We start from the raw sequence: 24936 nt of genomic DNA on the forward strand, positions 1-24936 counted from the left end.
GCTTATTGCCCCACTTTCTTTAAGAGTTTATTTTGTAAGAAAGTGACCACTAAAATAATCACAAATAAAATCACTGTGGCGGCCATCGCAATTCCGGGACGCCCTGCAATGTGGAATTTGTCATAAATATAGTACACTGCGGTTGTGGCACTGTTGGCAATCCCCGCACGACCACCGAATAAAGCATAAACTTGTGTATAAACTTTAAAGGCGCCAATTAAATTGACCGTTAATAAAAAGGCAATGGTCGGGACTAGCTGCGGAAACGTAATACGTCGGAAAATTTCGCCGTCTGAGGCGCCAAACATTTTTGCAATTTTAAAATGTTCTTCATCAATATTTCTCAACCCAGCCAACAAAATAATAATATTAAATGCTAAACTCGTCCAAACCCCAAAAATAATCAATGTCGGCATACTCATTTGAACATTATCTAGCCAGTTGACAGAAGGAATGCCGAAAAAGCCTAAGACGTAATTGACAATTCCATAATCGCCATTAAAGAAGTAACGGAAGACAATCCCAATGGCAATCGTACTCGTTACATAAGGCATAAAGAAAATCGTTTCAAAGAAACTCTTATGTTTAACTTTTTCAAAGATAATCCAAGCAATTGCTAGGGAAATTATCAAGGCAATCGGTACCACAGCAAATGCATAGAGCGCTGTATTTTTTAACGCTTTATAGAAGATTGGATCATTCAATACACGTTGATAATTTTCTAAACCAGCGTAGCGTTGGTTAATTAAGGAACCTTTTTGGAAGCTCATCCACAAAGAACGAAACAGCGGATAAACGCTAAACAGTAAAATGATTCCTAATGATGGCAGAAGGAAGAGCCATGCTTTTGGTTGATTTTCTGGATTGTATTTTTTCATTAGTAAACCCGGTCTCCCGCTTCGTTAAAGATAAATACTTTTTTATATGAAAAATCAAAAGATAAAGTGTCTCCTTCTTCAATCGCTTCTTCTACACTTACAATTGATTTCACTTGTTCATTTCCTAATGTAAATCGTAAAATACGTTCTCGACCAATCAATTCCACTAAATCTGTCGTTGTGGTAAAGAGACCTGTTTCAGTTGGTACCACATCTTCTGGACGAGAAGCAAACGTATATTTCCCATCAGTCATTGGCATTTTAAAGCGTGCTTGCTCAAAACGCTCAAGCGGAATTTCAAAACTTTCGTGGTACATTTTGCCGTCTTTCACTTCAACAGACAATAAATTAATAATTGGGTTACCTATGAACTGAGCAACAAATAAGTTATTTGGTTCTAAGTAAAGGTTTTGAGGTTCATCATTTTGTTGAATAACCCCTTCGTTTAATAAAATAATTTTATCACTGATTGATAGCGCTTCCTCTTGGTCGTGCGTTACAAAGATTGTTGTAATGCCTACTTCTTTCACCAAGCGGCGGATTTCTTCACGAATTTTCAAACGCAAACGTGCATCCAAGTTACTTAAAGGCTCATCTAATAATAAAACATCTGGTTTTTGAACTAACGCCCGGGTAATCGCAACACGCTGTTGTTGACCACCAGAAAGTGTGCCTGGCTTTTTATGGCTTAACTCTTCAATATTCGTTAGTTTCATATATTCTTCGGCAATAGCTTGTGCCTCTGCCTTGGGAACTTTCTTACTTCCTACCGTCAAAGGAAACATTACGTTTTCTAGAACAGTCATATGTGGATATAAGGCATAGTTTTGAAAAACGAACCCGATGTTCCGATCTTTTGGTGCTGTTTTGACAACCGATTGCTGTCGAAACTGAATATCTCCATCACTTGGATGTAATAAACCTGCAATTAAGTTTAAAATTGTGGATTTCCCACACCCACTTGGTCCTAACAAACAAACCAAGTCCCCTTGCTCAATCGTAAAATTGACCGATTTTAACGCTTCAAACCCATTATCGAATACTTTTTTCAAGTCGATAACTTCTATCATGACCCAACCTCCAAAAAAACATTTAATAGCATACCTTTTGATTTTAACATTTATTTCTTGCAACCGCGAGAGCAAAGCTGTTTCATTAAGATAAAAATAGGTAAAGTTAATGTATTTTTTATGTAAAAAATGTTGTTTTTCTGAAAAGTCTATTCACACTTTTTTTAATGCACAACAAAAAAACAGAGAATTTTTCTCTGCTTTTTTGGTTATTTTTTAGAATCTTTTTCTGATTCCTTTACAATATAAATTGGTCGTTTTTTCGTTTCTAAGAAAATTTTGCCGATATATTTGCCAATAATTCCTAAACATAATAGTTGCAAACCACCTACAAAAAGTACAATACAAACCATTGAAGGCCAGCCGCTTGTTGGATCACCATTAACTAATGTTCGAAAGATAATCACTAACATTGCTAGTGCAGAACCAATACACGAAAAGGCGCCAACGTATGAAGCAATATTCAATGGTGTTTCTGAAAAATTGACAATCCCGTCAATTGAATAACTTAATAGACTCCAGAAAGACCAAGAGGTTTCTCCAGCAATTCGTTCTCGATTTTTAAATTCAATATATTCTGTTTTAAAGCCGACCCAACTAAAAATCCCTTTTGAAAAACGATTATACTCAGATAACTCTAAAATCGCATCGACCATTTGTCGGGTCATGACACGAAAGTCACGGGCACCATCCACCATTTCCGTCTCAGCAATTCGATTAATGAGTTTATAGAACATCCGTGCAAACAAGCTACGAATGGGCGGTTCGCCGTCTCTTGTTATGCGTCGTGTGCCAACACAATCTAAATCTGTACTGGTTTCAATCATCTCAATCATTTGAGGTAATAACTCAGGCGGGTCTTGTAAATCAACGTCCATGACTGTCACTAAGTCACCTGTTGCTTCTTTTAAACCAGCGTATAAGCCTGCTTCTTTCCCAAAATTTCGTGAAAAAGAAAGATAACGGACCTTCTCTGGATGTTCGCGATAAAGCTGTCTTAAAACAGCTAACGTATTATCTTTTGAGCCATCATTCACAAATATATATTCTACTGAATGAGACAGTTGCTGGCTAATTTTTTCTACTTCTTCAAAAAACAGCGGAATCGCTGCTTCCTCATTATAACAAGGGACAACAATTGATAACATTTTATTTCCTCCACACTTCAGTTAATTATCATTATACCATATAATAGCCTTATTAAATAACGATATCCAACTAAAAATAACTTAAATAGAAAGAACCTGAGAAAAAATCCAAAACGATTTTTTCTCAGGTTGACTAGCGGTTAAACGAAAGCAACAGAAATAGTCCTACGCACTACTTCATCTTTTTCTGTTTAGCACTAAATTTATTTTGTTAAATCTTCTTGGTTCGCTTCAAATTGATAACGCGGTTCATCATTCTTTTCATCATAATCAACAATCAAATCATACCCTTTAAAGAACCAATCATCTGTTTCTTCAATAAAATAGGTAATCCCATCTAGGTTCTCTTTAATCATTGGCTCATCTGGCGCTTCTACAGACATCGCAATGGAAAAACCATCATGAACAGGTGTTTTTCCGTAAATTTTTCCGAAAAAACGAATGCCTGTCTCAGGCTGAACCCCGGTTTCTTCTTTAAACCATTGTTGGGCTTTCGGTGTCACTTCTAATTTCATTCTTTGTTCCTCCTTCACATCTCTGTCGCCATTTATTGTAGCACAGCGTAGTGCTTTTAGAGAATAAAGTGCTTAGCCATTCATTTTTTCATCTAATAAATCCACGTCTGCTGTATCACCGATAACTAATAAATTGTCGTTTTCTCGAACAATTTCAGAAGCATCTGGCGAAGCAATTACTTCTGTTTTCGAGCGGCGAATCGCTACCACAGTTAAACCAAATCGCTGACGGAAATTTAATTCTGCTAAGGTTTTATTGTAAAATTTAGGATTGGTGACCCGAACCTCAGCTAATGAAAATTCGCTAGATAATTCAATATAATCTAAAATATTGCGTGAAACAAGTTTGTGAGCAATTCGAATGCCCATATCCCGCTCTGGGTGAACGACCATGTCTGCCCCAATTTTATCTAAGACACGGGCATGATATTCATTGACTGCTTTGGCTAAGACATTGGGAACCCCCATCTCTTTAACCATTAATGTTACTAAAATACTCGCTTGAATATCTTCACCAATTGCCACCACTACGTGATCAAAATTCCGAATCCCTAAAGAACGCAACGTCATTTCATCTTGGGCGTTAGCCACCACTGCATGCGTTGCAATATTCATATATTCATTGACACGGTCTTCACTGCTGTCAATGGCCAAAACTTCTTGACCAGCTTCCACCAAAGTTTGGCATATGCTGCCGCCAAAACGTCCTAAACCAATAATTGCAAAATTTTGTTTCATTTCTTCTGACCGCTCCTGTCTGTTCGTTAAAATTAGTATAACAAATCCATAAATAAATTCCTAGAAGGATTTCCTAGAATTTATTTATGGATTTATCTGATATTTATTTGGCTAAACCATGTTGAAAAGCATAAATCGCCGCTTGGGTCCGATCATCCACATCTAGTTTTGCTAAAATGTTTGAAACATGTGTTTTAACTGTTTTCAAAGTGATAAAGAGTTCATCAGCTATTTCCTGATTACTTTTACCTTGTGCAATCAACATTAAAATTTCGTGTTCCCGGTTTGTCAAATCTTCGTGCAACACCGGCTCTTGTTTTTTTGTTAACCGTTCCATCATCTTATGCGTCACTTCAGGTTCCAACACACGCTCTCCGCGATAAGTCGCCCGAATTGCATCAGCAATCTCATGTGCTGTTGATGTTTTTAATAGGTAGCCCGCTGCACCAGCTTCAATCGCCGGATACACTTTTTCATCATCAATAAAACTCGTCACAATAATAATCTTGGCTTCTGGCCAATCTTTCAAGATCGCTTTTGTTGAATCAATGCCGTCCATTTCTTCCATTACCAAATCCATCAAAATAACATCTGGACGTAGTTCCAATGCTTTTTCATAGCCAATCTTACCGTTTTCTGCTTCGCCTACGACTTCTATATCCTCTTGAATAGATAAATATGATGAAACGCCTAAACGGACCATTTCATGGTCATCCACTAACATTACTTTGATCACTTGCAGTTTCCTCCTTTATGACAGGAACTTTAATTTCAACGCTGGTTCCCTGCCCTTTAAAACTAATAATTTTAACTGTACCGCCCATGCCGACAACACGTTCTCGAATATTATTTAATCCATAACTACCGGCTTTATTACTTTGTTCCTTCATATCAAAGCCGACACCATCATCAACAATACGCAATAACACGTTTTTATCGACTTGGTGTAAGTATACCTCTAATTCCTTTGCTTTGGCATGTCTTAAGGTATTTGAAAGTAACTCCTGCACAATTCGGAAAAGATGATCCTCAATGCTGCTATTTAAATGAACATCTTCAACATCCCAAATCAATTCAATTTTAATTTTTGTTTGTAGTTCTTTCAGTAATTGTTCAATACCTTTACGCAAACTTTTTCCTTCTAGACTGATAGGACGCAAGTGCAATAGTAGCGCGCGCATTTCCGATTGGGAGGCATTAATGATTTCTGCCACCATGGCTAGTTGTTTACGATATGGTTCCGGGGTTTCTGTTCGTTGTGCTTGTTCATTTAATGCAGACAACATCATCATGGCTGCAAAAAGTTGTTGACTGACTGAATCATGCAACTCCCGCGCCAAACGATGCCGCTCGTTCTCTAAAATTTCTTCTTTTGTTTGCCCATCCATTAATTGCGGTCGACTGTTTAATAATTGCAATTCTTTAGACATCTCTAATAATTTATTTTTAATCGACCAAATATCTTGTTCGACTTCGGTTAGATAATGGTCTTGATTTTCACTGGTCGTTGGTTTGTTTAAGACTGGACTTTCATAATTACCGTTGGCCAATAACCGAAGTTTTTCTTCAATCCGTCCATATTGCCCTTTTTGAACCAATGAAATCAGTAAAAAGGTCAATAAGCCTATTAGTAAGGATATGAGAACAATGTGCACAATTAGTGGTAGATAAAAGACTTTTCTCTGAAGAAGCTCTAATAGCCACCGGTTTTGTTTAATCGAATGAAAATATGAAAACAATGTAATTAAGATAACAATAAAGGTGCTAAGGGACGCATATAATGAAATCATGCGTCTTGAAATCCGATCGGTCATACACGGATCACCTCAACATCTCCTACTAAAGTGTTCGTCATAATTTTCAAACGACGAAGATTGGTATCATAATCATTGCTGTAAATTTTTAATGATTCGTTTTTCAATTGATATTTTTCTTCTTCAAAACGTACCGTTCCGTAAAAAGTTGAATGTTCTAACAAAATAGCTACACCTAACGGCACTAGAATTCGCGTGCGGCCAAAACCTTTACGAATAATAATAATATTGTCTTCTTTCGGTAGTAGCGTATTACCTAAATCAATAATGGTGTCCCCAGAGATTAAATCAATATTGATATCGTCCCATTCATAGATATTGTTACCAATGCGTTCGTTGGCAAACCAGCGGCGTTTAAATCGTTTGCCATTTTTAGGTTCTTTTGCCGCCGTCTCCACCATAATCATTTGTTTTTTTCGCCAAGGTGCTCGCTCAGCTATATCCACGCCTGAAATCTCAAAGCCTTTTAAGCCGATAAAGAGTACGCCAAAAATCAACATAAACCAAACAGCCGTGCTATTCATTGCACCAATGACAATAAAAACAACGCCGAGGACGAATTGAAAGTTGTTAAAATGTGTTTTAGATGCTTTCCTGGAAACGTAGGCCACAAGTAAAACGCCAATTGTTAATAAAACAGCTAATCCAGGATTATGTACAATTTGCCATAACGCCAGAATAAAAAGTAATGCTTCTGCGACGATAAAAAAGCGCCAAGGGTTATTCATAGATTTGCCTCCTCCCTCTGTCATTTATTTTACTCGTTTATTTTATTTAATCATAGTGGTTTGCGCCTCAGGTTACCATAGGACTTTAGCCCTAAATGTCTTAGATTGCGAAAGGACAGGCCTTGGAAGCTGCCTGCCCTACTCAATTATTTAGTTTGCTTCAACTTTTGTAATTTTAACTGTCATGTCGCCACCAGGTGTTGCAATAATCACTTGGTCACCTAATTGTTTACCAATTAAGGCTTGCGCAATCGGTGAATCGTTAGAAATTTTACCAGAAAATGGATCGGCTTCGGCACTTCCTACGATTGTGTATTCCTCTTCTTCTCCATCAGGCAATTCTTGGAAAGTAACTGTTTTACCGATGGAAACTTCGTCTTGGTCCACGCCATCATTATCGATGATTTCTGCAAAACGAATCATATTTTCTAACGTTGTAATACGTCCTTCAACGAAAGCTTGTTCATCTTTAGCTGATTCATACTCTGAGTTCTCTGAAAGATCCCCAAAGCTACGAGCGATTTTAATACGCTCTACGATTTCTTTACGTTTAATTGTTTTTAATTCTTCTAGCTCTTGTTCTAATTTTTCTTTTCCTTCAAGAGTCATTGGATATACTTTTTCTACCATGTTAATTCTCCTTTTTCGCTTAACGATACGTAGTTCTTGGTTGGTTATTGAAAAAAATTCCGCTTTCAATCCACAAAAGAGTACCACGCTTTTTCTAAATTGTAAATATAATTATTGAATTTTTGTGATTTTGCTAAATTTTATTTATATAAATTTCTAGTTGCTACTCTTTCCCTCTGTTAAACAGATTAATTTTTGAGTATCTAAAAGCTTGGTGAATCATACAAAATTGATTCACCAAGCTCTTTTATGTTTTCATTTTATTCACTACTTGAATTATTGACATACTGATCTACTAATACTTGATGTTCTTCATATGTTTTTGAGAAGTAGACTTTTCCTGTAGAAATATCTGCTACAAAGTATAAATAGTCACTTGGTGTCGGATTCAAGACTGCTTTAATTGACTCCTCACTTGGGCTATCTAATGGTCCTGGTCCATAACCAGTATTTTTATACAAGTTATAAGACGAGTCCACTTCCAAGTCAGCATACGTTACAGTTTCTTTGTGTTCTCCTAGAGCATACAAAATAGAAATATCTGATTGGATCGGCATATCGGCAGCCAAGCGGTTAAAGAATACTTGCGCAATTTGTTTGCGGTCTGCTTCTTTGACTCCTTCTTTTTCAACCAATGAAGCTAACGTTAAGACTTGCTGATTGGTTAAATTCTTTGCATGAATTGTCGGCGTATATTGTTCCATTACTGTGTTCATTTTAGCAATCATTTGTTCGACAAATTCAGGAAGTGTTGCTTTTTTGTAGTAATCATAAGTTGCCGGGAATAAATACCCTTCTAAGCGATAACGAACCCCTTCTGCGGTTGCAGCACTTTCAAGTAAATCAGGATACTTAGCCTTCATTTGATTGAAGAAGTCTTCGTTTTTCATTAATGCAATGAAATCTGCTTTCTTGAAATCTGTATTTTTTTCAATAGCTTCGCCAATTTTATCTATATCGTAGCCTTCAGGAATCGTTACTTTGCCATCTGCAATTTTAGTTGGTTCTGGCGTGCCTCCTTCTTTTAGCATTTCACCAATTTCATCGAGTGTCATGCTTGGAGACATTTGATAATAGCCCGCTTGAAAATCTGTTAAGTTTTTAAATTTTACGTAGTAGTTAAAAACCATTCCGCTTTTAATGACGTTGCTTTCTTCTAAAACCGCAGCAATTTGCTTATTAGAAGATCCTTCTGGGATATGCACTTGAACAAGCTTCTTATTGTTCTTGTCTAGTGGCTGTAGCCCAGCATCTACATATTTATAAAAAGTAAACCCAAAGATTGCCATCATTAAAACTAATACAGAAACTACAATTAACACGATACGACCGACTAAACGATCTTCTTTTTTACGTGTTTGTTTTTTTGTATTTGTTGGCTTTTCGTCTGTTTCAATCGGGGTTGGCTCTTCGACTGTCTGTGTTGTCTTGTCTTTCCCACGTCTTCGAGCAGCTCTAGAACCTGCACGTGTTTGTGTTGTGCGGCTCGCTGTTTCTTGTGATTCATCATATGAAGGTTGGGGAGACCTATCATTTTTTTCAGAGGAATCAGGTTGATCGCCATCATTTCTACCTTTTAAAGACCCAGTTACTTGATCTCTAAGCGAAGATTTGGGATCTTGGTTATTTTGGTTATCATTAGCCAAAACTAACCCTCCTTACTATTCTATCGTTTATGACTGAAACTATTATACATGAAACCTCTTTAAAATTAAATGTTTTTAATAAAAAGACCGTCATTCCCCGATAAAAAATTCATCATTGACAACGTTTAAAGCCTATGATGGCGCTTTTCTATTGAAACGATAATAAATCTTAAAATCCTCCTAAATTTATCGAAAATCCATTTTCTATTAAGAATTTTGTAGCAAAATAGCACCTAAGTCTTTAGGCGATTGTACTAGGAATGTCGCTCCCGCCTCTTGTAATTCTGTTTCTTCACCAAATCCATACAAGACACCTATACTATCTAAGCCATTTTGTTGAGCACCAAGAATGTCATGATTACGATCACCAACCATGATAATTGCTTCTTTGGTTGGGTCTAATTGAGCTTCCGTTAATGCATACTGAATCACATCTGCTTTTTTAGAACGATGACCGTCCATGCTCGCTCCATAGATGCCTGTAAAATAACGATCTAAATCAAAATGAGTAATAATCTTTTTAGCAAATTCTTCTGGCTTGGAAGTCGCAATGTATAACTTTGCTCCCGCTTCCTTTAACCTTGTTAGTACCTCTGGGATCCCTGGATACACATGATTTTCAAACATACCTTTTCTCTGATAATACGCTCGATAATGACCCACGGCTTGTTGCGCTGCTTCAGCTGAAGGCGCCATGTGCAAAAATGACTCATATAAAGGCGGCCCTATGAAAGAACGTAACGTCTCCTCGCTAGGAGCTGGCCAGCCTAATTGTTCTGTTGCGTACAAAATAGAACGCATAATGCCGCTACCAGAATCCGTAATTGTGCCATCTAAATCAAATAAAATCGTTTGATACATCTTCACTTCACTACTTTCTAGCATTTTTTGTCTAATTGATTCTTCAAAATAAGATACGCAAAAGAAGCACATTTTTCAGCGCTTCTCTGCCTTTTTATTTATTTTGCTGTAAACGTATCTGGTTTTTTATCTGATTGCTGCATTTCATAGGCAATGGCTTCAACGATTCGACGGCTAGCTTGACCATCCCCATACGGATTTTGTGCATGCGCCATCGCGTGGTAAGCATCAGAATCAGTCAATAATGTTTTCGCCTCTTGATAGACTACTTGTTCGTCTGTACCAACCAATTTCAATGTTCCTGCCGCTACGCCTTCTGGACGTTCCGTTGTATCTCGTAAAACTAAAACTGGCACCCCTAAGGAAGGAGCTTCTTCTTGCACACCGCCAGAATCAGTTAAAATTAACGCACTTTTCGCTGCAAAATTTTGAAAATCTTTGACATCCAATGGTTCAATTAAATGCACACGAGCTAATTCACCTAAGTGTTCCGCTACTATTTCACGGACTTTGGGATTTTTGTGCATAGGGAAAATGACTTCAATTTCTGGATGTTCCATTACAAGTCGACGAACAGCTTTAAAAACATTTGCCATTGGCAGGCCTAAATTTTCACGACGATGCATTGTGATTAGTACAATGCGTTGGTCTGTAGGGATTTTTTCCAATAAATCATTTTGATAGTGGGCATCAACGGTGTGCGCCATCGCGTCAATCGCTGTATTGCCAGTCACATAAATATGTTCTTCTGGATGATTTTCTTTGATTAAATTGTCCTTACTTTGAGTAGTTGGGGCAAAATAAATATCAGTTAACACATCTACCAGTTGACGATTCATTTCTTCCGGAAACGGAGAATATTTTTGCCAGGTCCGCAATCCTGCTTCCACATGTCCCACTGGAATCTGTTGATAAAAAGCAGCCAATGCAGCCGCAAATGACGTGGTTGTATCGCCATGAACCAAGACAATATCCGGCTGTTCTGTCACAAGAACCTCAGTTAATAAATTCAAAACACGACTTGTAATATCTGTTAAGGTTTGCCCATCTTTCATGATATTTAAATCATGATTCGGTGTAATTTGAAAATCTTCTAACACTTGATCCAACATTTGGCGATGTTGCGCTGTTACGACTACTACAGAGTCAAATCCTTGACTTTGCTCTTCTAAAACTTTGATTAAGGGAGCCATTTTGATTGCTTCTGGCCGTGTTCCAAAAACCGTCATTACTTTAATTTTCTTCATCATTTTCCTCCTAATTCTATGTTAGTTTCGGGTATTTTTGTTGGCGAAATTCTTCTGCTCGTTGAATATAATGTAAGGCGTTCGTATGATTACTGGCTATTTCTGCTGCCGTTAACGGACGGATAACCTTCGCGGGTCGACCAAATGCTAAAACATTTGGCGGGATAATTTTGCCTTCTGTCACTAAAGAGCCCGCACCAATCAGGCTGTTTTCTCCAATAATAGCGTTATTTAGAATGGTTGAACCCATGCCAATCAAAGCACCATCACCGATTTTACAACCGTGTAACATGCATTGATGGCCCACCGTTACATACTTGCCTACAATTGTCGGGGCATCTTCATCAACATGAATAATCGTGCCATCTTGAATATTACTACCTTCACCAATGGTAATTGTGTTACTGTCACCTCTTAAGACCGACTGAAACCAAATATTACTATCCTTCGCTAGTTGTACGTTTCCATAGACATCTGCACTAGCAGCAATAAAATATTCTTTTTTCAAACTCTGTCACCTCTTTTCATTAAGTATAGACAAGAATTCCTCACTTTCATAGTAAAAAAGACAAGAAAAGAGCGTGGGACAAAAATCACTTTGGATTTTTGCTCCACGCTCAAAAACTGATAAACGGCGGGAACAAAAGCAACTCCTTCGGAAATAAGCCGGAATTCTCCAAAAATTACAGAACAATTTTCGGAAATTCCTTCTTATTTCTCGGAGTTAAACGCTTCTGTCCCGACCTCTTTTTATTCCTCATAGTCGCCTTCTTCAGCAAATTGACTATTGTATAGTTTTTCATAGAAGCCACCTTGTTCCAGCAACTCATGATGCGTACCTTTTTCAATGATTTCTCCTTGTTTCATAACAAGAATTAAATCAGCTTCACGAATAGTTGATAGGCGGTGGGCAATAACGAAACTCGTTCGTCCTTCCATAACACGATCCATTGCTTTTTGAATTAAGGCTTCCAAGCGTGTATCGACTGAACTAGTCGCCTCATCTAAAATCAAAATTTTTGGATCAGAAATTACCGCTCGGGCAATGGTCAACAATTGTTTTTGACCAAGGGAAACGTTATCTCCCTCAGAATTGATTTCCATTTCATACCCATCTGGCATTGTCCGAATGAAGTGATCCACATTGGCCGTTTTCGCTGCATCCACAACTTCATAATCCGTGGCATCCAACTTCCCAAAACGAATATTATCTGCAATGGTACCTTTATACAACCAAGCATCTTGCAATACCATTCCAAATACAGAACGGACATCACTACGGTTCATTTTTTTCGTATCAATACCATCAATTTTAATGGCGCCTTCTGTTACATCATAAAAACGCATTAGCAAATTGATTAAGGTTGTTTTCCCAGCGCCAGTTGGTCCCACAATCGCAACCATTTGGCCCGCATCAACTTTAAAGTTCAAATTACGAATTAACGGTTTTTCTGGGTCATAACTAAAGCTGACATTTTCAAATTCAACAGAGCCTAAAATAGGTTCTGGCAAAGGAACATCTTGTTCGTTAAGTTCTTCTTCTGGTTCATCTAGGATTTCAAAAATCCGCATGGTCGAAGCTGAAGCGCTTTGTAAAGCTGCAGACAACTGCGTAATATTCCCCATTGGTTGGCTAATTTGCCAAATATATTGAATAAACGCTTGTAATTGCCCCACTACGATCACACCAGCAACCACATAGTAACTACCAAGGACAGCTACCCCGATATAGGTCCCATAAGCGGTCATCTGAACCAATGGCAACATTAATCCTGAGATAAAGGATGCTTTGAAACCAAAACCATTTAAACGATGATTGACTTGTTTAAAGCCTTCAAGGGTTTCTTTTTCCCGACCATATAGTTTTAAAACACTGAACCCAGTCATATTTTCTTGGACATAACCATTTAAGTCTCCTAAAGAATTTTGCATTCCTTGGAAATATTTCTGGGAGATTTTAACAATTGTTCTTGAAATAATCAGCGACAACGGAATCATAATGACTGAAAAAATCGCCATCAACGGATTGATTAAGAACATCATCACTACCGCCATCACAATCCCTAAGACTGCCGAAACGATATTAATAAAACTTTGTTGCATCGCATTGCTGACAGCATCCACATCGTTCGTCACCCGTGACAAAATATTTCCTTGTTGGTTCTTATCAAAATAAGAAACTGGCAAACGATTGATTTTTTCTTCAATATCTCGACGTAAATCGCGCATGGATTGTTGAACGACATTCGTCATTAAAAAGCCTGACAAAAATTGTGCCACACAATAACCTGTTCCCACAACTAAAATCCAAATTAAACATTGGATTACATAATCAAAATTAATGGATTCGCCGGCCGCAATATTACGGCTAATTTCTGTCGTCGGTAATCCAGTCAAATAAGGCAACGCTGCATTAAAGGCAACGGTTAATATTGTAAATAAAATAACTAAATAAAACGTCACTCGGTACGGTTTAATATAGCGACCGATTCGTTTCATAGAAGAAAAGGCGTGTTTCATGCTAATTCCTCCTCTGACAATTGAGAAGCCGCAATATCATAGTAAATTGGACAAGTCTCAAGTAATTCACGATGTGTGCCAATTCCGACCACGTCGCCTTCGTTTAAAACAACAATGCGGTCCGCATGCATAATTGTTCCAACACGTTGTGCCACAATTAAAACAGTGGATTCTGTTGTTTCTTTTTTCAGACGCGCTCGTAAATTTGCATCTGTTTGATAATCTAACGCAGAAAAACTATCATCAAATATATAAATTTCCGGATTGCGAATAATCGCCCGTGCGATAGCTAAACGTTGTTTTTGACCACCAGAAAAGTTCGTGCCACCTTCTGAAAGAGGTTCATCATAGCCTTGCGGTTTTTGTGAAACAAATTCTGTAGCTTGAGCAATGTCAATTGCTCGTTCCATTTCTTCTAACGTCGCATCTTCCTTACCGTAGCGAAGATTATCAGCAATTGTACCAGTAAAAAGTAACGCTTTTTGTGGAATATAGCCGATCTTATTGCGTAATGCACTAAGTTGGTAATCTTTTACGTTCACTCCATCGATTAAAATTTCACCTTCTGATACATCATAAAACCGTGGAATCAATTGAATTAATGTTGATTTCCCACTACCTGTGCTCCCAATAAAGGCCACTGTTTCACCAGGTGACGCCTTAAAACTTACATTGCGGATGACTGGGCTTTCCGCATGTCCAGGATAGGCAAAGGTTACATTTTTAAACTCTAGATAGCCTTTAGTAGCTGTTTCTGTTACGCCTTCTTCTTCACGAATAGCTGGTTCCATGTCTAAGGCTTCTTGAATCCGTGAAGCCGAAACCGCAGCCCGCGGATACATCATAAAGACACTGGCAAATAACATAAACGAGAACAGCGCATGGAAAATATATTCAATAAAAGCAATTAAATTCCCAACTTCTAAATCCCCATGGCTGATTTGAACAGTCCCGCTCCAAATGATTAAGACCATCACAATATTAAATAAGAAAAAGAAGCCTGGTTGGGCTGCTGCCATTAAACGAAACAAACTTTTTGAACTTTTAGTGTAAGTTTCATTGACTTTATTAAAACGAGATTCTTCAAATTTTTCATTAACAAATGCGCGTATTACCCGCAATCCAGAAAGATTTTCTCTTAAAATCCCATTGATTCCATCTAAGTTCTTTTGTTGCTTTTTAGATAACGGTTCTGACAAACGAGCAATTCCGACAACTGCTAGCAGCAGAAAAGGCAAGGCACCTAAAACGTACATTCCTAACGACGGACTCGTTCGCATCACCATGTAAAGACTGGCAATAAACATCACTGGCGTCATAAAGCCAAGACGTAAAATATTTCCCATGAAGAGCATAATTTGGTATGCATCATTGGTAGTTCGCGTAATTAAGGAAGAAACCCCAATACTTTCATATTCACTATGTGAGAAAGTTTGAATCTTTTCAAATAAATCATCACGAATATCACGAACAATGTTTGTTGTAATTCTGGCACCAAAGTACCCTAGCAAAATATTCATTGCGACACCAATAATCGTAATTACAACCATCCAAATCCCTTGCTGATAAATATAGTCCATATCTCTAGGAATAATTCCTTTGTCAATCATTCGTGCTAAAATGGTCGGCAAGCCTAATTCAATTAAAATAAAACCAAACACACAAATAAAATCAGCGAAAAGTAATTTCTTATAACGCATTGTGTAACGCCACATTAACTTCAATTAATCATCTCCTTCTTATCTTACTTTAAATTTTCTAGTACTCCCACTGTATCAAAAAGAAATCGGTAATACAAGCTGTCTGGCTAGAAAAAACAGCCTTTCTCTTTCTATCCTTTCTCTTTTAGATTTTCTAAAAAATAGATAATTTTAATGATTTACTTATACGATTAAAATTGCTACTTCCTTTTGATTGTGCCATAATTGGGAAAAACTGAAAGGACCCTTTGAATGAAAAAATTATTCTTCATTTTTCTCGGTTCCTGTACGTTTGCTTTAGGCACGTTAGGAATCTTTTTGCCGCTTTTACCCACCACTGGTTTTTATTTATTAACGGCCTTTTTTTGGATGCGTAGTTCAGATAAACTTTATAACAAATTTTTAGCTTCTTCTTATTATCAAAAATATATCCAAGAAGCCTTCTTCGAGAAAAAAATTACTCGTAAAGGTAAATGGAAACTATTTATTTCCATGTTTCTTTTATTTGCCATTCCGTGTTTAATTGTCCGAAATACGTTGATGACTACGACTTTAGCGATTGTTTATTTAGCTCACGTGATTGGCTTAAGTTGGTATTGGCGTCCTAAAAAAAAGGCACTCGAACTTGATCAAGAATAAGGTGAAACAAGAAGTTTGTTTTTTTTAAAAGTCCAGTGAGTGTTTCTATACTTCCTTATCATTCTATGATAAAATAAGCTTAATTGTTGTTATTCACAACACACGGGACGGTTGAAAAAAGAACACATAAAATCAAATACCCAGAATGAAGCAAAGTCGAGGCTTCATTTCATCATTAACAGATGTTTTTGATGAGCATTCTTTTTTAGGTGATCAGCACCTCGTTTTGTTGTGTTTAATTTTCTGTCTTAAAATGAAAAAAACTATAAATTGCTACTATTAGTAGCTGAAGGAGAAATGAATCGATGATTTACAAAGTATACTATCAAGAAACAAAAATCAGAAACCCAAAAAGAGAAGACACAAAATCTCTTTACATGGAAGCCGATAGCGATGTAATCGTGCGCCAATTAGTTGAAGAAAATACCCCATACAATATTGAATACGTTCAATTATTAGACGAAAAACATCTTGCTTACGAGCAAGAACATGCGGACTTCACTCTAACGGAGTTTTAACATGAAAGTAAACATAAAAAATAACGAAACTGGCGTTTTTGCAATCGGTGGTTTAGGCGAAATTGGAAAAAACACATATGGGGTACAATTCCAAGATGAAATTATCATTATTGATGCTGGGATCAAATTCCCAGAAGATGATTTACTTGGGATTGACTACGTGATTCCAGATTATAGCTACATCGTTCAAAATTTGCATAAAGTCAAAGCACTCGTTATTACCCACGGTCATGAAGACCATATTGGTGGCGTTCCTTATCTTTTACGTCAAGCGAATATCCCAATCTATGCGGGACCACTAGCCTTGGCTTTAATTACCAACAAACTAGATGAACATGGTTTATTGCGAGAAGCGGAATTACACGAAATTAATGAAGATACGGTGATTCGTTTTAGAAAAACAGCGATTAGCTTTTTCCGGACGACTCACAGTATTCCTGATGCCTTGGGCGTTGTGGTTAAAACGCCTTCTGGTAACATTGTCGCAACAGGTGACTTTAAGTTTGACTTTACACCCGTTGGTGAGCCAGCCAACTTACACAGAATGGCGAAATTAGGTGAAGAAGGCGTCCTTTGTCTTCTTTCAGACAGTACCAATGCTGAAATACCCACCTTTACAAAATCCGAAAAAACAATTGGGACCTCTATTTTAAAAATCTTTGAAAAAATTGATGGTCGGATTATCTTTGCCAGTTTTGCTTCAAACATTTTCCGTTTACAACAAGCTGCTGATGCAGCCGTGAAAACAGGTCGCAAAATTGCTGTTTTTGGTCGTAGCATGGAAAATGCCATTGTCAATGGCGAACGCTTAGGCTACATCAAAGTGCCAAAAGGAACGTTTGTCGATGCGGCGGAACTGAATCAATTGCCAGCAAATGAAACAATGATTTTATGTACTGGCTCTCAAGGAGAACCTATGGCCGCGCTTAGTCGGATTGCTAACGGTACACATCGCCAAATTAGTATTCAACCAGGCGATACGGTTGTTTTCTCAAGTTCACCAATTCCTGGGAATACGACAAGCGTTAACCGTTTAATCAACTTATTATCTGAAGCCGGTGCAGAAGTTATCCACGGAAAAATCAATAATATCCATACTTCTGGTCACGGTGGACAAGAAGAGCAAAAATTAATGCTTCGTTTGATGAAGCCTAAATATTTCATGCCTGTTCATGGTGAATTTAGAATGTTAAAAATCCATGCTTCGCTCGCTCAAGATACAGGGGTTCCTGAAGAAAATTGCTTTATCATGGGCAACGGCGATGTCTTAGCTTTAACGGCTGATAGCGCACGTCCTGCTGGTCACTTCAACGCTAATGACGTGTACGTTGATGGAAATGGTGTCGGTGATATCGGGAATGTTGTTTTACGGGATCGTCGTATCTTATCTGAAGAAGGTTTAGTTTTAGCGGTAGCAACAGTTGATATTAAAAATAAAGAAATTATGGCTGGTCCAGACATTCTTTCCCGTGGTTTTGTCTACATGCGTGAGTCTGGTGATATGATTCATGAAGGCCAACGTCTTTTATTCAATGCTCTACGTGAAGCAATGAAAGATAAAAACTGTACCGAAGCAAAATTAGGCGAAGCCATGACGACCGCTTTACAGCCTTTCTTGTTTGAACAAACAGAACGTCATCCAATGATTCTGCCAATGATTATGACTGCCACAGTTAGTGATCAATAAAGCTCTCATTTAATAGAGAAGAAAAATGCTTGTCCATTTTTCTTCTCTATTTTTTCTAACAAAAAAACACCTAACGCATGTTAGGTGTTTTTGGATTATTTTTTATTAGTTTTTTTCTACGTTAACTGCTTGAGGGCCACGGTCTGAATCTTCAACATCAAAAGTCACTGCTTGACCTTCTTCTAAAGTTTTGAAACCATCACCTTGGATAGCTGAGAAGTGTACGAATACGTCGCTTCCGTCTTCGCGTGAGATAAACCCAAAACCTTTTTCTGCGTTAAACCATTTTACTGTTCCTTGTTCCATTCTTTTGTTCCTCCTCGTGCATTTGCACATAAATAGTCGTAACTTTGCTCGCTTCCAATAGAATATTTAAAAAAATTTAAAAAGTCTACATAATTCCAAACAAGATTACCCTATCATTTTACACGTGATAAAATATTTTTGCAAGAATTGTCCTCATTCTGAAGCAAAAAAATTCTCTTCTCTCAAACTAATGTATCCGCTATCACCAACAATAATATGATCCAACAATTGAATCCCCATCATTTCGCCACATTCTTCCATTCGTTTGGTAAATTGGATATCTTGTGGAGACGGTGTCGGATTGCCAGATGGATGATTATGAGCTAATAGTATGCGAGCAGATGAATATTTAACCGCTTCCCGAAAAATTTCGCGTGGATGAGCAATACTTTGATTCAGTGATCCTTTGAAAATCGTTTTCTGTTGGATAATGTCATTCTTGGTATTCAAGTAAATACAAATTAAATGTTCTTGTTGCAGCCCCTTCATCTCTTGGAGTAATCGTTGAGCGACTTGTTGACTGGACGTAACTTTGCCAAATTTGATTTGACTACTTTGATAAATTCGACACCCCAATTCAATAGCCGCACGTAATTCAATGGCTTTCACTTGACCAATGCCTTTAATAGCCATTAACTCGTTCAACGTGGCTTGCTGCAAATAAGAAAGCTGCTTAAACTGTTTTAACAGCGTTGCGGCAACAGTCATCACGTCTGCTTCTTTTGAACCAGTACGTAACAGAATCGCCAACAACTCTTGATTCGATAATGCTTTTTCTCCTATCGCCAAGAGCCGTTCTCGTGGTAAACAATCACTCGGCATCTCACGAATAAACAGATCCGATACTTGCATAAAAAAACCTCCTTTGCTAGTCATTAATAAACTACGCAAAGGAGTGTTGTTTTTATTATTTTAAATAATGTGGCGCTTGATGTAAACTCTCCAAGACATGTAATGTTTTCTCTTGGATAACTTCAGTTGGTTGCAATAAATCAGGTACCATGATCACTGGAATGCCCGCACTATGAGCCGCACTTACCCCATGAAATGAGTCTTCGAAAATCAAGGTTTTCGGGGCTTCTGTTCCTAAAAGTTGACGAGCTTTTTGAAAAATTTCTGGGTCCGGTTTTGCTCGTTTAACATCCTCTGCTGAAACGATCCCTACAAAACGATCCTGAATCCCAGCATGGCTTAATAACATTTCAATTGCTGGACGGACGTTACTTGAAGCAACTAATCGAGGAATTTTTTGATCATCTAAAAAGTCAAGGAATTCCACCACCCCTGGTTTTAAAGGGACGTTACCAGATTGAAACTCTTGCAAGGTATCATCATAAGAACGGCGGATAAATTCTTCCACTGTGTCGTGACCATAGGATGCATAAATACGTCGGTAATTCTCTTGTACTTCTTCATCTGAAATCCCAACATAGTCTAAATAGACTTCTTTACTATATGGTAACCCCATTGCATCTGCTACTTTTTGAGTAGATGTATAGTAAATCAACTCCGTATCAAAAAGCAAACCATCCATATCAAAAATTACGCCATCAAATTTCTTCATCATTTCCTCCTATAGTTAAAAGTAATTCTCTTACTTGAGAAACAAAATATAATGAACCTGTTACTAATAATAAATCATCTGTCGACATTTTTTCTAAAATTTCGCCTAAGCCAAATTGCCATAAAGACACAATTTCTGTTAAATCGTCTTCATATTTTTCCATTTCTGTAAGTGCAATAGCTTTAGGGTAATCAAAGCTAGTTAAGTAAAGATGCGCATTCGGTACTTGCTTTAAGTCCTGAATCATCTCATCTACATCTTTAGTTGCTAAAGCTGAAAATAAAATATGAATCGTGTGTTGTGGAAACTCTTTGCGCAAGTTTTCAACTAAGCGTTTTACTGCATGATCATTGTGGGCACCATCTAAAACAATCAACGGTTCATCACTAAGACGTTCCATTCGAGCTGGCCATTGCGCTTTAGCTAACCCTTGAGTAATGTCTCGTTCTTTAAACGGCAAATGTTGTAGTTGGCAATACTTGTCAAATAATTGAATAGCTACCGCCGCGTTTTCTACTTGGTGACGCCCCAACAAGGGAACTTTAATTTTTGTCAGTTTGCCCATTTCTCCATAGAAATTAAATACTTCCCCCCATTGTGTATCAGGATGTAGATATTCCACTTGATACTCTTTGCCAAAACGAAAAATTGGACTCTGTTTTTCTTGTGCGACTTTTTCAATGACTGCTAGCGCATCAGCACAAATGTTGCCTGTTACTACTGGGACTTTTTCTTTAATAATCCCCGCTTTTTGATAGGCAATTTCAGCAATTGTTTCACCTAAAATTTCTGTGTGATCCTTCCCAATTGTCGTAATTCCCGTCAATAATGGCTTCACGACATTGGTGCTATCAAGTAATCCACCTAAGCCAACTTCAACAACTGCGATATCCACTTGTTCATTCACGAAATAGTCCAAGGCCATTCCTGTCAATGTTTCGAATTCTGTAATTCCAGCCACTTCAGTGATCTGGTCTAATTCTTGAATGATTGGTTGATACTTTTCCACATAGGTAATCAATTGTTCGTCTGAAATTGGTTGACCATTTATCGCAATTCTTTCATTAAATGATTCAATATAAGGAGAGGTAAAGGTTCCGACTTTCAAGCCCATTTCTTCTAATAGACAGCGTAAATATGTCACGGTTGAGCCTTTACCATTGGTTCCTGCGATATGAATCGTTGGCACTTTGTTTTCTGGATGATCAATTTTTTCTAATAACGCATTAATCCGATCCAAACCAGGTCTTGAGCCAAAGGGTAACCGGCTATGAATCCATTCAATGGCTTCTTCTATTGTTAATTGCATCTTGTCCAACTCCTTGTCTTCTTCTACATTATAACCAAGTTAGGTGACTTTTTCACTAATAACCAATTGAAACTTTTTCTTGAAAATTTTTTGCATTTTTCATAATTTTGCGTTATTAGCGGATACATTAATGAACTTATGGTAAACTAACATTCTGGATGGTTCATTCCAGCCAGCCAATTAAAAACTATTTTTAGAGCGTTCAACACGCTTATTCATGATTTTTTTATAAAGGTGGACTTATTTTGATGAAAAACAAATCGAAGCTTTTATGGTTAGGAAGTTTTTTCTTGCCGTTTTTACTTCTATTGCTTGTATGGATGACATTACAACTTGCGCCTTTTGGTGACAACAACTTATTAGTTAGTGATTTAGGCACACAATACATGCCTTTCTTGAGTTTTTTAAAACGCTCTTTTCACGAGGGAATAACTACATTCTACTCTTTTTCCAATGAGATTGGTGAGTCGATTGTTCCTTTGGCAGCCTATTACTTACTGAGCCCTTTTAATGTGTTGGCTTTCTTTTTTCCTTATGAACAATTACCTATAGCAATTTTATGGATTATTACCTTAAAACTTGCCTTGATGGGCACGACGATGTTTAGCTATTTAAAATACACCTATCAAAAAGTTGATGGCACCACGTTACTTTTTTCAACGTCCTATAGTTTCTGTGGCTTTGTCACCGTCTATAGCCAAAACTTTATGTGGTTGGATGCACTGATTCTATTCCCGCTTATCTTATTGGGACTCCAACGTTTATGGGATCAACGCAAATGGGGCTTATACAGTATAACCCTGTTTTTAGCGATTGTGACGAATTACTACATGGGTTATATGATTTGTCTCTTTGCTGTTTTGTACAGTATCTATTGGTTCTTTAAAAAGAATACCCAAGCCCATGCTATTCGGCAATTTTTTAAACAAAGTCCGTTATTCATCCTCGTTTCTTTTTTAACAGGAACTGCAACTAGCTTTTTATTATTACCTGCAGCAGAAGGGATGCTCTATACAAAAAAAGCAGATTTTGATGTCTCGACGTTCTTTTTAACGCCTAAGTTCAACACTTCGTTTTTCTCGCAATTAGGCTTAGGTTCTATTAATTATGAGTTGCGTTTAGACCATTTACCAACCGTTTTTGCTGGATTATTTGTGACACTCCTCTGTGTTGCCTATTTTCAAACGAAACAAATTGCGTTAAAAGAAAGAATAGCTTCAGCAATTCTTTTATTCATTCTCTTTTTAAGCTTTTGGTTAGAAGCCTTTAATACTGTCTGGCACATGTTTCAAAGCCCAGCTGGTTTCCCTTACCGAAATGTCTTTATCTTTAGCTTTTTATTGATTGTCTTTGCCTATGAAGTTTGGCTTAAAAAAGTGACCATTCCTTGGACCGCACCTATTATTTTTAGTCTGCTGTTAGTCATTGGCTACGGATCTTTGTATTATGGTCCACAAAAGAATCTCTTAATTTCGATCAATTATTTATGGCTAAGTTTATTTTTTATTTGGTTGATTTTCTTTTGCTTGCGTTTAGCACACAAAAAGGCCTTAAGAAACTATGTAGTCGTGGCTTTATTCTTACTGGTCAGCACAGAATTAACAACGAATTTCTGGATTTCTTTTAAACACATGCCCTTTGGTAGCCAAGCAACATTTGCCCAAGATTACCGAAAACACAGCCAATTAATCGATGAAAAAATGGCCTCAGCACCAGAACTTTATCGCATGAAACAAGTCATTCCTTCCAAAGAAACAGGGTTCCGTGAAATCAATAACGGCTACAATAATCCTTTACTTTATGGCTATGCTGGCGTTTCTAGCTATACTTCGACTTTAACTGCCACTACCCAAGACACATTAAGTGCGCTAGGTTTATATCGAAAAAATGATCGCCGGATTGCTTATGTGGATAATTCACAACTAACTAATTTACTTTTAAATGTGAAATATGACTTTTTACCAATTGAAAAAACTACGAGTGAAAAATTGCTAAAAACAGTTGGTTCCACGAAAATCATGGAAAATGATGAAGCGATCGGTATGGGCTTTTTGACGCCAACCGCATTAACCAAGTTAAAATTAGCAAAAAATAATCCTTTAGATGCCCAAGAAGAACTCCTGCAAACGCTCGTGCCGACGGATAAACCTTACTTTAAAACAGCTTCGTTGATAAATGAACCTCATCATACCAACGAAACAATTGAAGCAACCTTTAAAGTGAATAGCACTGGTGACTTGCATCTTTATATTCCGAATTTAAAATGGAAAAAAGTTACACAATTGAAGGTAAACCAACAAGTTATCTCGACGCCGATTTATATTGCAACCAATCAACTGTTCAATTTAGGGCATTTTGAAAAAGGAACTACCGTGACCCTGTCACTAACTGCTGAACAAGTGGTTGATTTAACCAATTGGCAACTTCAAACTTTAGACCAAACAGCCTTTAATCGTGCGGTTGACAAATTACGCCAACAAGCTCTTCACGTGAATGCAACTAAAAAAGGCCATTTAAATGGCGCACTGAATGTACCTGGAAATGACACTCAGTTACTGTATACGTCCATTCCTTATGACCAAGATTGGCAAGTCAAATCGTCGCTACAAAAAGAACCCTTAAAAACACAACGCATTCTAGGTGGCTTTTTAGCTGTTGAAGTCCCTGCTGGCAAACAGCAGTTAACCTTTGCCTATCATCCAAGAATGATTTATCTTGGCACTGCCGTCAGCGGAACGATTTTACTGGGAACGGCTGGTTATCTTGGCTTTAAAAAATACCGTCGAAAACGTCAGGAGGCCACTCATGACTAATCAGAAAAAATTTTTAAATGGACTCATTCGGTGGTTACCCCTAGTTGGACTGGTGCTTTTCTTCGGCTTAATTTTATGGGGATATTCCAGAGGAATTTTTCATTCTGTTGCTTCCTTGCAAGCTTTTATTAAACAGTTTGGTAACTATGCGGTTCTGTGTTTCATTCTTTTACAAATCGTCCAAGTGATTATCCCTATTCTACCTGGAGGAATCTCTTCTGTTGCAGGAATGTTGATGTTTGGCAATTTGCAAGGCCTTTTGTATAGCTATCTTGGGTTGATTATTGGTGAGTTTATTGGCTTTTTACTAGTTCGTTACTATGGACGTAGCTTTGTAAAAATAATCCTTTCTCCCAATAAATACAAAAAATTTGAAGAGATTTTGGACAAAAATGAACACAATGTCAAAAAGCTCTTAATCTTTACTATGTTAGTCCCCTTCGCTCCAGATGATATTGTTTGTTTAGTGGCGGGAATTACAGATATTTCTTTAAAAGAATTCATGAAAATTGTTCTTTTATTGAAATTCTGGTCTGTGGCTACTTACAGCTATTTAATGTTGTATTTGTTTCAATTATTTGGCAAATTATAACAAAAAGACAACA

24 protein-coding genes are annotated in these 24936 nt (G+C 37.4%); 5 read left to right on the forward strand and 19 right to left on the reverse strand.

The genetic code is table 11. The features are described 5' to 3' along the window. Positions 1 to 2: 2 nt before the first annotated feature. From IGJ37_RS11000 to efrA, 15 genes are all read right to left on the reverse strand, one after another. The gene (locus tag IGJ37_RS11000) at positions 3 to 878 is read right to left on the reverse strand and encodes a carbohydrate ABC transporter permease (RefSeq protein ID WP_002355143.1); all 876 of its coding nucleotides are present in this window, start codon (positions 876 to 878) and stop codon (positions 3 to 5) included. Further along, positions 878 to 2011: an ABC transporter ATP-binding protein gene (locus tag IGJ37_RS11005; protein WP_002385276.1), complete on the reverse strand. Its 1134-nt coding sequence runs from the start codon at positions 2009 to 2011 to the stop codon at positions 878 to 880. The genes IGJ37_RS11000 and IGJ37_RS11005 overlap by 1 nt, the downstream gene beginning before the upstream one ends. 146 nt (positions 2012 to 2157) lie before the next feature. Then, a complete protein-coding gene (locus IGJ37_RS11010; protein WP_023894780.1) occupies positions 2158 to 3096 on the reverse strand; it encodes a glycosyltransferase family 2 protein in 939 nt (312 codons plus the stop codon). Between the two features lie 203 nt (positions 3097 to 3299). Then, positions 3300 to 3629 carry a HesB/YadR/YfhF family protein gene (locus IGJ37_RS11015; RefSeq protein WP_002355140.1) on the reverse strand — a complete coding sequence of 110 codons (330 nt, stop codon included), beginning with the start codon at positions 3627 to 3629 and terminating at the stop codon, positions 3300 to 3302. A 54-nt stretch (positions 3630 to 3683) separates the two neighbouring features. Next, positions 3684 to 4349: a potassium channel family protein gene (locus tag IGJ37_RS11020; protein ID WP_002355139.1), complete on the reverse strand. Its 666-nt coding sequence runs from the start codon at positions 4347 to 4349 to the stop codon at positions 3684 to 3686. 103 nt (positions 4350 to 4452) lie between these two features. Continuing rightward, a complete protein-coding gene (locus tag IGJ37_RS11025) occupies positions 4453 to 5085 on the reverse strand; it encodes a response regulator (RefSeq protein WP_002355137.1) in 633 nt (210 codons plus the stop codon). Continuing rightward, a complete protein-coding gene (locus IGJ37_RS11030; protein WP_002365182.1) occupies positions 5060 to 6163 on the reverse strand; it encodes a sensor histidine kinase in 1104 nt (367 codons plus the stop codon). The genes IGJ37_RS11025 and IGJ37_RS11030 overlap by 26 nt, the downstream gene beginning before the upstream one ends. After that, a complete protein-coding gene (gene liaF, locus IGJ37_RS11035) occupies positions 6160 to 6891 on the reverse strand; it encodes a cell wall-active antibiotics response protein LiaF (RefSeq protein ID WP_002381168.1) in 732 nt (243 codons plus the stop codon). Before liaF ends, IGJ37_RS11030 begins: the two co-directional genes overlap by 4 nt. A gap of 150 nt (positions 6892 to 7041) precedes the next feature. Continuing rightward, on the reverse strand, positions 7042 to 7521 hold the full coding sequence (gene greA / locus IGJ37_RS11040) for a transcription elongation factor GreA (protein ID WP_002355133.1): 480 nt from the start codon (positions 7519 to 7521) through the stop codon (positions 7042 to 7044). 260 nt (positions 7522 to 7781) lie between these two features. Then, the gene (mltG, locus tag IGJ37_RS11045) at positions 7782 to 9167 is read right to left on the reverse strand and encodes an endolytic transglycosylase MltG (RefSeq protein WP_002407365.1); all 1386 of its coding nucleotides are present in this window, start codon (positions 9165 to 9167) and stop codon (positions 7782 to 7784) included. Between the two features lie 207 nt (positions 9168 to 9374). Next, positions 9375 to 10052 carry an HAD family hydrolase gene (locus IGJ37_RS11050; protein ID WP_002386325.1) on the reverse strand — a complete coding sequence of 226 codons (678 nt, stop codon included), beginning with the start codon at positions 10050 to 10052 and terminating at the stop codon, positions 9375 to 9377. 74 nt (positions 10053 to 10126) lie between these two features. Next, entirely contained in the window at positions 10127 to 11278 is a 1152-nt protein-coding gene (wecB, locus tag IGJ37_RS11055; protein WP_301555040.1) for a non-hydrolyzing UDP-N-acetylglucosamine 2-epimerase, read from the reverse strand. A gap of 13 nt (positions 11279 to 11291) precedes the next feature. Next, positions 11292 to 11783, reverse strand: a complete 492-nt coding sequence (locus IGJ37_RS11060) for a gamma carbonic anhydrase family protein (protein ID WP_002355129.1) — start codon at positions 11781 to 11783, stop codon at positions 11292 to 11294. Positions 11784 to 12025: 242 nt separating this feature from the next. Next, the gene (gene efrB / locus IGJ37_RS11065; RefSeq protein ID WP_002365186.1) at positions 12026 to 13795 is read right to left on the reverse strand and encodes a multidrug efflux ABC transporter subunit EfrB; all 1770 of its coding nucleotides are present in this window, start codon (positions 13793 to 13795) and stop codon (positions 12026 to 12028) included. After that, positions 13792 to 15519: a multidrug efflux ABC transporter subunit EfrA gene (efrA, locus tag IGJ37_RS11070; protein WP_010710228.1), complete on the reverse strand. Its 1728-nt coding sequence runs from the start codon at positions 15517 to 15519 to the stop codon at positions 13792 to 13794. The genes efrB and efrA overlap by 4 nt, the downstream gene beginning before the upstream one ends. Positions 15520 to 15747: 228 nt before the next feature. Here efrA and IGJ37_RS11075 point away from each other — a divergent pair, with 228 nt between their 5' ends. The 3 genes from IGJ37_RS11075 (at position 15748) to rnjA (ending at position 18339) form a co-directional block, all read left to right on the forward strand. Beyond that, positions 15748 to 16134 (forward strand): YbaN family protein, encoded by a 387-nt coding sequence (locus IGJ37_RS11075; protein WP_002355126.1) that lies wholly within the window; start codon positions 15748 to 15750, stop codon positions 16132 to 16134. Between the two features lie 305 nt (positions 16135 to 16439). Then, entirely contained in the window at positions 16440 to 16652 is a 213-nt protein-coding gene (locus tag IGJ37_RS11080) for a DNA-directed RNA polymerase subunit epsilon (protein WP_002355123.1), read from the forward strand. 1 nt (position 16653) lies between these two features. Further along, positions 16654 to 18339 (forward strand): ribonuclease J1, encoded by a 1686-nt coding sequence (gene rnjA / locus IGJ37_RS11085; RefSeq protein ID WP_002355122.1) that lies wholly within the window; start codon positions 16654 to 16656, stop codon positions 18337 to 18339. 105 nt (positions 18340 to 18444) lie between these two features. Here rnjA and IGJ37_RS11090 read toward each other — a convergent pair whose 3' ends face one another. The 4 genes from IGJ37_RS11090 to IGJ37_RS11105 all read right to left on the reverse strand — a co-directional run bounded on the left by IGJ37_RS11090 (position 18445) and on the right by IGJ37_RS11105 (position 21518). Further along, positions 18445 to 18645 (reverse strand): cold-shock protein, encoded by a 201-nt coding sequence (locus tag IGJ37_RS11090; protein ID WP_002355121.1) that lies wholly within the window; start codon positions 18643 to 18645, stop codon positions 18445 to 18447. 153 nt (positions 18646 to 18798) lie between these two features. Continuing rightward, entirely contained in the window at positions 18799 to 19497 is a 699-nt protein-coding gene (gene radC / locus IGJ37_RS11095; protein ID WP_002365188.1) for a RadC family protein, read from the reverse strand. Between the two features lie 55 nt (positions 19498 to 19552). Beyond that, positions 19553 to 20212, reverse strand: a complete 660-nt coding sequence (locus IGJ37_RS11100; protein WP_002398690.1) for an HAD family hydrolase — start codon at positions 20210 to 20212, stop codon at positions 19553 to 19555. After that, positions 20196 to 21518, reverse strand: a complete 1323-nt coding sequence (locus tag IGJ37_RS11105; protein ID WP_325815269.1) for a bifunctional folylpolyglutamate synthase/dihydrofolate synthase — start codon at positions 21516 to 21518, stop codon at positions 20196 to 20198. The genes IGJ37_RS11100 and IGJ37_RS11105 overlap by 17 nt, the downstream gene beginning before the upstream one ends. A gap of 248 nt (positions 21519 to 21766) precedes the next feature. On the opposite strand from IGJ37_RS11105, the gene IGJ37_RS11110 reads away from it, so the two are divergent. Both IGJ37_RS11110 and IGJ37_RS11115 read left to right on the forward strand, forming a co-directional pair. Continuing rightward, positions 21767 to 24331, forward strand: a complete 2565-nt coding sequence (locus IGJ37_RS11110; protein ID WP_252671690.1) for a YfhO family protein — start codon at positions 21767 to 21769, stop codon at positions 24329 to 24331. Continuing rightward, positions 24324 to 24923, forward strand: coding sequence for a TVP38/TMEM64 family protein (locus IGJ37_RS11115; protein WP_002355114.1), 600 nt, complete (start codon positions 24324 to 24326; stop codon positions 24921 to 24923). The genes IGJ37_RS11110 and IGJ37_RS11115 overlap by 8 nt, the downstream gene beginning before the upstream one ends. Positions 24924 to 24936 lie beyond the last annotated feature (13 nt).

The sequence above is a fragment of the Enterococcus sp. AZ104 genome, from assembly GCF_050546705.1.
GTDB lineage: Bacteria > Bacillota > Bacilli > Lactobacillales > Enterococcaceae > Enterococcus > Enterococcus faecalis.